Source organism: Pseudomonas sp. K5002 (assembly GCF_013386655.1).
Taxonomy (GTDB): domain Bacteria; phylum Pseudomonadota; class Gammaproteobacteria; order Pseudomonadales; family Pseudomonadaceae; genus Aquipseudomonas.
Genome location: NZ_JACARK010001232.1, coordinates 208 through 716, shown reverse-complemented (window position 1 = coordinate 716; position 509 = coordinate 208). Strand labels below are relative to the sequence as shown.

The window sequence follows — 509 nt, the reverse complement described above, 5'->3', positions numbered from 1 at the left end:
AGCACCCGGACATCAAGATCATCGAGAAGAAAACCGCCAACTGGGACCGCGCCCAGGCCCTGGCCCTGACCGAAGACTGGCTGAACGCACACCCCAAGGGCATCAACGGGGTGATCGCGCAAAACGATGACATGGCCCTCGGTGCGGTGCAGGCGTTGAAGTCCCATGGGCTGACGTCCAAGGATGTGCCGGTGACATCCATCGACGGCATGCCGGATGCGATCCAGGCGGCGAAGAAAGATGAAGTGACCACCTTCCTGCAGGACGCCCAGGCCCAGTCTCAAGGCGCGCTGGATGTGGCGCTGCGGGCGCTTGCAGGCAAGGATTACAAGCCGCAGTCGGTGATCTGGGAACGTTATGGCAAGGACGTGAAATGGGGTGACGGCACCGCCAGGAACTACATCCTGCCGTGGGTGCCGGTGACCAATGCGAATGCGGATGCGCTGTACCAGCAGGTGAGCGGTACGAAGTAAGTTTTGACTTGAAACCCGGTCAAGTGTGGGAGCGGG

At 61.1% G+C, this 509-nt stretch carries 1 protein-coding gene; it reads left to right on the top strand.

Annotated features, from left to right (window positions below):
- Positions 1 to 473: substrate-binding domain-containing protein (locus HX846_RS35185; RefSeq protein ID WP_178967251.1), on the top strand; the 473-nt coding region annotated here is incomplete at its 5' end.
- Positions 474 to 509: the final 36 nt, after the last annotated feature.